The sequence below is a fragment of the Albidovulum sp. genome, from assembly GCF_049646345.1.
GTDB lineage: Bacteria > Pseudomonadota > Alphaproteobacteria > Rhodobacterales > Rhodobacteraceae > Albidovulum.
In genome coordinates this window covers 1-7,415 of record NZ_JBARVQ010000675.1, presented here as the reverse complement: position 1 = coordinate 7,415, position 7,415 = coordinate 1, and the positions used below count along the sequence as shown (strand labels likewise).

The window sequence follows — 7,415 nt, the reverse complement described above, 5'->3', positions numbered from 1 at the left end:
GTGCTACACCTCGAATGTCTGCAACATCCGAAAAAAGAGCAATGCGGTCTGCGGGCAAGCCCTTTGATCTTGTGTATGAGGCAGCGCCTCATGGTAGCCGAAACCAGTTCCACCGTATCTTCATGTCACACTGCGCCATCAGGCCGCATAGCTGCCGATCTCGTATTCCACCCCGTCGTCGCCGTCGAAATAGAACCGCCGTCCGGGTTCATAATCGGCGTGGTTATGGGGTGTGTATCCGGCGGCGCGGTCCTGCGTTTCGGCTGCATCAAGATCGTCCACCACCAGCCCGATTTGATTGAGCGCGCCGCGTTTGCAATAGCGCACGGCATCGCCATCCGGGCTGCGGCGCGGGCGATAGAGCGCAAGGTAGTTCTCATCGGTGCCGACATGGATCGTATGGCCTTGATCCATCGCCGGTCCCTGCCAGCGGATGGTCCAGCCAAACAGCGTTCCCAGGACAGCGGCCGTCGCCGCCGGATCGCTGATAGTAATGTTCACATGTTCAATGCGGGCGGGGGTCATCTCTGGCATGTTTCTGCTCCTTCTTTTCCTTCGGTTCTTGCCTGTCCTAATTCCTCAACATAACTTGAGGTCAAGCGATAAACCGGAGGCGTGATGGAACGCGAACTCACAATCGGTGTACTGGCGCAAAGGACCGGGCTTTCGGTCTCGGCGATCCGGTTCTACGAAGAACGCGGGCTGGTCCGGCCCGGGCGCAATGCGGGCGGGCAGCGGCGATTTGCACGTTCCGACATCAGGCGGCTTTCCTTCGTGATGATCGCCCAGCAGCTTGGTTATACCATCGCCGAGATCGGCGCGCGGCTGGCCGAACTGCCCGAGGGGCGGGCGCCGAATGCGCGTGATTGGGAACGGATGGCGCGCGGCTTTCGGACCGAACTCGATGCGCGGATTGCGCTGATGCAGGATTTCCGCGATCGGCTGGATGGTTGCATCGGCTGCGGTTGCCTCTCGCTCGACCGTTGCAAGCTTTACAACCCCGATGATGAGGCAAGCCTCAAAGGGGCAGGTCCGCGCTATCTGATGGGGGACCGACCGCGCTGACAGGGCGGGTCAGGAGGCCGACGCCTTCGCCAGCCGCTGCTCAAAGACATTACCATCGGTATCGACCGCATGGATTCTCAGCTCCGGCGCGCCATTGTCGGTGTAATCAAAGCGGAAGACCGGATTTTCAGAGATCGAGATGCCGCCCTCCATCGTAAAGAGCATCTCATCCCCCTGATAGACTTCCAGCTGATGGATGAAATGCGCGGGGATGAACAATTGGGTCAACTGGTCACGCTGCAGGCCTGAATAGTTCGGATGACGGATCATGATCTGCGCTTCGCGCCGCTGACCGGACTGCAAAGGCTCGGCGGCGGTGAACATCTTCAACCGCATCGCGCCCATATCGGCGAGCGCCGCCGAGGGGTCCTTGGTCGCGGGCGCGGAACAGCCGCCCGAGGCCTTGACGAAGCGGCCGGTCATGAAGCTGCCGCCTTCGGTTTCCGCGATGATCCGCAGGTTGGAATACTGGTTCACCCGTACCCGGACTTCCATCTTCAGGGGATGCATTGCGGGGCCGAAGGTGAAGGTGCCCGCGACGGGGGCGGGGTTTTCATCGACGACGATGATGGCAGAGGAAATCGCAGGCCCCGGGTCGGTCTGGGTGATCAGTACCGGCACGGTCGCCGCATCCTCGGCGCGGTAGGGGGCATCGACGGTGAACAGCGCTGATCCGTCCTGCAAGGCCACGTCGCCCATGACATCGGCGCGCATATCCTCCCAAGTCGGGCTGTCTGTCAGCGGGTTTTCCGCGGCCATCACTGGCATGGCAATCGCCAGACTGAGGCATATCAGGACATGTTTCATCACACCTCTCCCAAGGGTATCGGCGGGCTTATCCTAGCATGAAAACGGCGCGGGCCCCATCAAGCCTTTAGGATGAGTGGCGGCGCGCATTGCGGACGGGCAGGATGGGACCATGTTCGAAGCCGTCGTGATGCTCTGTCTGGAAGGTGCTGCCGGTCAGTGCCGGGCTGCGCTGCGCCCGGGCTATGCGGCTGAGACTCTGACTGCGTGCGAGGAGGCCCTGACCGCCAATCCCCCTGTGCCGTTTGCCGGACAGGCGGGCATGGCAGAGTGCCGGGAGCGGCCAGCCCCAGCCCTGACATTCGTGAAGATCGCACCGCATACCTTCGTCCATCGGGGCCGGATCGCGGAGCCTGACGCGGACAATCTTGGCGATGTGTCGAACATCGCCTTCGTGATCGGCGATGACGGGGTCGCGGTGATTGATGCGGGCGGGTCACGCGCGGTGGGCGAGGCGGCCTATCTGGCGATCCGGGAACAGACTGAGCTTCCGATAAAAGCACTGATCCTGACCCATATGCATCCCGACCACGTCCTTGGCGCCTCGGTCTTTCAGGAGGCAGGCGCTGAGATCATCGGGCGCGAACGGCTCTCTCGCGCGCTGGCGGAACGGTCTGAAAGTTACCTGCAGGGGTTCGGCGAGCGGATTGGCGGGGCGGGTTTTCTCGGAACCGTAATGACGCTGCCTGATCGTGAGGTGTCCACAACGGAGACGCTGGACCTCGGTGGTCGTATCCTCACCCTCACGCCGCATACGACGGCCCATACGACGACGGATCTCAGTGTTCATGACCCGGTGTCGGGCGTGCTGTTCGCCGGGGATCTGGTCTTTGACGACCATGCCCCGGCACTGGACGGGTCTCTGCGGGGCTGGACCCGCGTTTTGGCCGATCTGGGGCAGGGGTCCGTCACCAGGGTTGTGCCCGGCCATGGCGGGCCGGTCCTGCCCTGGCCTGATGGGGCCCTGCCGCTCATGCGCTATCTTGAAACGATTGCCGCCGATACACGGAAGGCGCTGGATGACGGGCTGCCGCTTTCATCCGCCACAGCGGTGATCGGGCGCAGCGAGGCGATGAACTGGCAGCTCTTCGACCTCTTCAACGCGCGGAACGCGACCGTGGCCTATACCGAGCTGGAATGGGAATGACCCCGTTCAGGGAAGGTGCCGGAGCAACATCTGTGCGACACTATAGGCCCGCTTTTCCAGCAGCACCGGCGTTTCGCAGACATAGGTCAACGCCCGCTCTCGGTCCTTGTAGATGCGCTCATCCCAGTCGATCTGTTCCTCCAGCGCGTCCATCCGGTCGAAATCCGGCTCCTCCACCGCCTTCAGCGCGGTCATTTCGGCATGGGCCGCGTCGATCCGTTCGGCCAGGGCGGCCTGTTTGTGGCCATAGCGGCTGATCCCGTCCAGCACCCGGGTCCGGTCGCGGTCGATGCGGGTGAAGGCCGCCTGAAAGATCGCGCCAAGCGCGTCCGGACCAAGCCCGGGATGGGCGGTGGCATAGGCATCAACGGCGGCTTTGGCCTCATCCTCACTGACGCGGCGCAGTGCCAGCCGCGCGGCAAGGTCATCCGCTTCGGTGTCCGTCGCGGCATCGCCCAAAGGCGCGGGCCACATGACGCCCGCCGAGAGTTCGCCGGTCCGGCGCTGGATACAGGGCCAGTCGGCATCGGTGCCACCGGCGGCCAGCACCGGCTGTCCGATCTGGCTCAGGATCAGCGCGAGACCTGCGATATGGGTCGGGTTTTCCATTCTCCACCTCCACCGGCATTCGGTGGCTCCACTATACGCACACGCCAGTGGCGACCCAAGCCGGTGAGCTACACACTAAGGTCGGCATTCCCGTGATCGGAGCGGCAGACCTATACTTTTCGAAACTGCCCGAAGAGGCATGCCCAGACGGGAGGACGATTATGCGCACACGTGCGGCTGTTGCGGTTCAGGCTGGGAAGCCATTGGAGGTTATGGATGTGAACCTTGCCGGTCCGAAGGCGGGCGAGGTTATGGTTGAGATCAAGGCGACGGGCATCTGTCATACCGATGAATTCACGCTGTCGGGGGCGGACCCTGAGGGGCTCTTTCCGGCGATCCTCGGGCATGAGGGCGCGGGCGTGGTGGTTGAGGTCGGCGAAGGCGTCACCAGCGTGAAAAAGGGCGATCACGTGATCCCGCTTTACACGCCGGAATGCCGGACCTGCCCCTCCTGCCTCAGCCAGAAGACCAATCTCTGCACCTCGATCCGGGCGACGCAAGGGCAGGGCGTGATGCCCGACGGGACCAGCCGCTTCACCACGCTCGATGGCGATCCGATCCTGCACTACATGGGCTGCTCGACCTTCTCGAACCACACCGTCCTGCCCGAGATTGCGGTGGCGAAGGTGCGGCCGGACGCGCCCTTCGACAAGATTTGCTATATCGGCTGCGGCGTCACCACCGGCATCGGCGCGGTGATCAACACCGCCAAGGTGGAGATCGGGGCGAAGGCCGTGGTGTTCGGCCTCGGCGGGATCGGCCTCAACGTGCTGCAGGGCCTGCGCCTGGCCGGCGCCGACATGATCATCGGCGTCGATCTGAACAACGACAAGAAGGCGATGGCCGAGCATTTCGGCATGACCCATTTCATCAACCCGAAAGATTGCGAGAATGTGGTTCAGGAGATCGTCAACCTGACCAAGACCCCCTTCGACCAGATCGGGGGCGCGGATTATTCCTTCGACTGCACCGGCAACGTCAAGGTGATGCGCGATGCGCTCGAATGCACCCATCGCGGCTGGGGCCAGTCGATCATCATCGGGGTCGCCCCCGCAGGTGCGGTGATCGAGACGCGGCCCTTCCAGCTGGTGACGGGCCGGGTCTGGAAAGGCACGGCCTTTGGCGGCGCACGGGGCCGCACGGATGTGCCGAAGATCGTCGACTGGTACATGGACGGCAAGATCGAGATCGACCCGATGATCACCCACACGCTCAAGCTCGACGAGATCAACAAGGGCTTCGACCTCATGCATGCAGGCGAAAGCATCAGATCCGTCGTGGTCTATTGAAACAATGACCTGCGGCGCCTGACGCCGCGGGTCCGGAACAAGAAGACATTCAGGTTCTGCCCCTTGCCGGGCAGACCGGGACGGCATGTGCCGCACCCGAACGGAGAAGATATGCTGAAACAGACGAATGCCCTGGAGATCGTGTCAGAGAACCGCAGTTTCGGCGGACGGCAGCTTGTCTGTCGCCACCGGTCCGAGACCTGCGGTGCCGATATGACCTTTGGCGTCTTCCTGCCGCCGCAGGCTGCGACCCATCCGGTGCCGGTCCTCTGGTATCTGTCGGGCCTGACCTGCACCCATGAAAACGCCATGACCAAGGCCGGGCTTCAGGCGCCAGCGGCAAAGGCCGGGATCGCGGTGATCTTTCCCGATACCAGCCCGCGCGGTGATGGGGTGGCAGATGATGCGGCCTATGACCTCGGGCAGGGGGCGGGGTTTTACGTCAATGCCAGCCGCACGCCATGGCGCGATCACTACCGGATGTATGACTACATCACCCGCGAATTGCCCGCGCTTGTGCGCGAGACGATGCCGGTGACGGATCTGCAAGGCATCACCGGCCATTCCATGGGCGGCCACGGCGCGCTTGTCGTCGCCTTTCGCAACCCCGAGGCCTATCGCTCGGTCTCGGCCTTTGCCCCGATCGTCAATCCGACGCGCTCGGACTGGGGCCGCAAACAGCTTTCGGCCTATCTCGGCGATGATGAGGCACAATGGGTGGTCTATGACGCCTGCCTTCTGCTGACCGAACAGGGATGGGCGCGCGATATCCTGATTGATCAGGGCACCGATGACCAGTTCATCGACCTTCTGCGCCCCGAGGCGATGGCGCAGGCCATGGCCGTGCGGCGGCAGCCCGGCCAACTGCGCCTGCAGCGCGGCTATGACCACAGCTATTTCTTTGTCGCGAGTTTCGCGGAGGACCACGTCAAGTGGCATGCAGAGCGGTTGTTATCCGCATGAGGGCAAGGATGAGGACAGGAATGAGGGTAAAGGCAGCGCGATTGGTTCTGGTCGTGGGGGTCTCAATGATCGCCGGTACAATGGCCATCGGGCAGGAGGTGGCGGGCGACGCCGCGAACGGCGAAAAGGTCTTTCGCAAATGCAAGGCCTGCCATGATGTCGGGCCCGAGGCCAAGGCCAAGGTCGGCCCGCCCCTGACCGGGATCATCGGTCGGGCTGCCGGCACGGTCGAGGGCTTCAAATACTCCGATGCGATGATGGCCGCCGGTACCGGCGGGCTGATCTGGTCCCCGGAAACCATCGGAGAACTTCTGGAAAAACCGAAAGATTTCGTACCCGGCACCAAGATGACCTTCGCCGGGTTGAGGAAAGAGGAGGAGCGCGCGGATGTCATCGCCTATCTCGCGACGTTCCCGGGAGAATAGGAGGAAAACGCGCGCGAGGGAGGACGTTCAGGACGTGACATGGCCGCCAAGGGAAGATGCGGCCGCAAGTTGAAACGGGAGGAAGACATGACAAGACTGCTACTTTTGACCACGGCGTTTACGTTGACGGGCGCAATGGCGGCCAGTGCGAATGCCGATCTTCAGGCCTTGATTGACGATCCCAATCAATGGGCGATCCAGACCGGCGACTATGCCAATACCCGCTATTCGGAACTGGATCAGATCACCAAGGAGAATGTGGGCGATCTGCAGGTCGCCTGGACCTTCTCGACCGGGGTTCTGCGCGGGCATGAGGGCTCCCCCCTCGTGGTTGGCAACATCATGTATGTGCATACGCCGTTCCCCAATAACGTCTATGCGCTCGATCTGGCCAATGAAGGCAAGGTGATCTGGAAATATGAACCGAAGCAGGATCCGAGCGTCATTCCGGTCATGTGCTGCGACACGGTCAACCGTGGCGTCGCCTATTCCGATGGCATGATCTTCCTGCATCAGGCCGACACCACGCTGGTGGCGCTCGACGCGATGACCGGTGAGGTGAAATGGTCGGTGAAGAACGGCGATCCGGCCAAGGGCGAGACCAATACCGCCACTGTCATGCCGGTGAAAGACAAGGTGATGGTCGGCATCTCGGGCGGCGAATTCGGGGTGCGCGGCTCGGTCACGGCCTATAACATCGCCGACGGTACCGTCGCCTGGCGCGCCTATTCGATGGGGCCTGACAGCGACACGTTGATGGATGGCGAAATGACCACCCATCTAGGCAAGCCGGTCGGTGCCGACAGCGGTCTGGCCACCTGGGAAGGCGATCAGTGGGAAATCGGCGGCGGCACCACCTGGGGTTGGTACAGCTACGATCCCGACCTGAACCTGATGTATTACGGGACCGGCAACCCCTCGACCTGGAACCCGGCGCAGCGCCCGGGCGACAACGCCTGGTCGATGACCATCTTCGCCCGCGATGTTGATACAGGCATGGCAAAGTGGGTCTATCAGATGACGCCGCATGACGAATGGGACTTTGACGGCATCAACGAAATGATCCTGACCGATCAGGAAATGGACGGCACGATGCGCAAGCTTCTGACC

9 protein-coding genes are annotated in these 7,415 nt (G+C 62.5%); 6 read left to right on the top strand and 3 right to left on the bottom strand.

Going from position 1 to position 7,415, the window contains the following annotated elements:
* Positions 1–138 precede the first annotated feature (138 nt).
* A complete protein-coding gene (locus WBB85_RS17695) occupies positions 139–534 on the bottom strand; it encodes a VOC family protein (RefSeq protein WP_432639913.1) in 396 nt (131 codons plus the stop codon).
* A gap of 84 nt (positions 535–618) precedes the next feature.
* On the opposite strand from WBB85_RS17695, the gene soxR reads away from it, so the two are divergent.
* On the top strand, positions 619–1,065 hold the full coding sequence (soxR, locus tag WBB85_RS17690) for a redox-sensitive transcriptional activator SoxR (RefSeq protein WP_432639912.1): 447 nt from the start codon (positions 619–621) through the stop codon (positions 1,063–1,065).
* A 9-nt stretch (positions 1,066–1,074) separates the two neighbouring features.
* Here soxR and WBB85_RS17685 read toward each other — a convergent pair whose 3' ends face one another.
* The gene (locus WBB85_RS17685) at positions 1,075–1,872 is read right to left on the bottom strand and encodes a quinoprotein dehydrogenase-associated SoxYZ-like carrier (protein WP_432639911.1); all 798 of its coding nucleotides are present in this window, start codon (positions 1,870–1,872) and stop codon (positions 1,075–1,077) included.
* A 112-nt stretch (positions 1,873–1,984) separates the two neighbouring features.
* On the opposite strand from WBB85_RS17685, the gene WBB85_RS17680 reads away from it, so the two are divergent.
* Positions 1,985–3,019, top strand: coding sequence for a quinoprotein relay system zinc metallohydrolase 2 (locus WBB85_RS17680; RefSeq protein WP_432639910.1), 1,035 nt, complete (start codon positions 1,985–1,987; stop codon positions 3,017–3,019).
* Between the two features lie 6 nt (positions 3,020–3,025).
* On the opposite strand, the gene WBB85_RS17675 is transcribed toward WBB85_RS17680, so the two are convergent.
* The gene (locus tag WBB85_RS17675; RefSeq protein ID WP_432639909.1) at positions 3,026–3,628 is read right to left on the bottom strand and encodes a hypothetical protein; all 603 of its coding nucleotides are present in this window, start codon (positions 3,626–3,628) and stop codon (positions 3,026–3,028) included.
* Between the two features lie 161 nt (positions 3,629–3,789).
* On the opposite strand from WBB85_RS17675, the gene WBB85_RS17670 reads away from it, so the two are divergent.
* The 4 genes from WBB85_RS17670 to WBB85_RS17655 all read left to right on the top strand — a co-directional run.
* On the top strand, positions 3,790–4,917 hold the full coding sequence (locus WBB85_RS17670; protein WP_432639908.1) for an S-(hydroxymethyl)glutathione dehydrogenase/class III alcohol dehydrogenase: 1,128 nt from the start codon (positions 3,790–3,792) through the stop codon (positions 4,915–4,917).
* A 111-nt stretch (positions 4,918–5,028) separates the two neighbouring features.
* Complete coding sequence (gene fghA, locus WBB85_RS17665) at positions 5,029–5,880, top strand: S-formylglutathione hydrolase (protein ID WP_432639907.1); 852 nt, start codon at positions 5,029–5,031, stop codon at positions 5,878–5,880.
* A gap of 20 nt (positions 5,881–5,900) precedes the next feature.
* Positions 5,901–6,305 (top strand): c-type cytochrome, encoded by a 405-nt coding sequence (locus tag WBB85_RS17660; protein ID WP_432639906.1) that lies wholly within the window; start codon positions 5,901–5,903, stop codon positions 6,303–6,305.
* Positions 6,306–6,440: 135 nt separating this feature from the next.
* Positions 6,441–7,415 (top strand): PQQ-binding-like beta-propeller repeat protein (locus tag WBB85_RS17655; protein ID WP_432639914.1); only part of this gene is annotated, 975 nt, incomplete at its 3' end.

Bases quoted from the DNA above. Each gene is read 5' to 3' on its own strand.
- WBB85_RS17695 (WP_432639913.1), bottom strand. From the start codon at position 534: ATGCCAGAGATGACCCCCGCCCGCATTGAACATGTGAACATTACTATC.
- soxR (WP_432639912.1), top strand. From the start codon at position 619: ATGGAACGCGAACTCACAATCGGTGTACTGGCGCAAAGGACCGGGCTT.
- WBB85_RS17685 (WP_432639911.1), bottom strand. From the start codon at position 1,872: ATGAAACATGTCCTGATATGCCTCAGTCTGGCGATTGCCATGCCAGTG.
- WBB85_RS17680 (WP_432639910.1), top strand. From the start codon at position 1,985: ATGTTCGAAGCCGTCGTGATGCTCTGTCTGGAAGGTGCTGCCGGTCAG.
- WBB85_RS17675 (WP_432639909.1), bottom strand. From the start codon at position 3,628: ATGGAAAACCCGACCCATATCGCAGGTCTCGCGCTGATCCTGAGCCAG.
- WBB85_RS17670 (WP_432639908.1), top strand. From the start codon at position 3,790: ATGCGCACACGTGCGGCTGTTGCGGTTCAGGCTGGGAAGCCATTGGAG.
- fghA (WP_432639907.1), top strand. From the start codon at position 5,029: ATGCTGAAACAGACGAATGCCCTGGAGATCGTGTCAGAGAACCGCAGT.
- WBB85_RS17660 (WP_432639906.1), top strand. From the start codon at position 5,901: ATGAGGGTAAAGGCAGCGCGATTGGTTCTGGTCGTGGGGGTCTCAATG.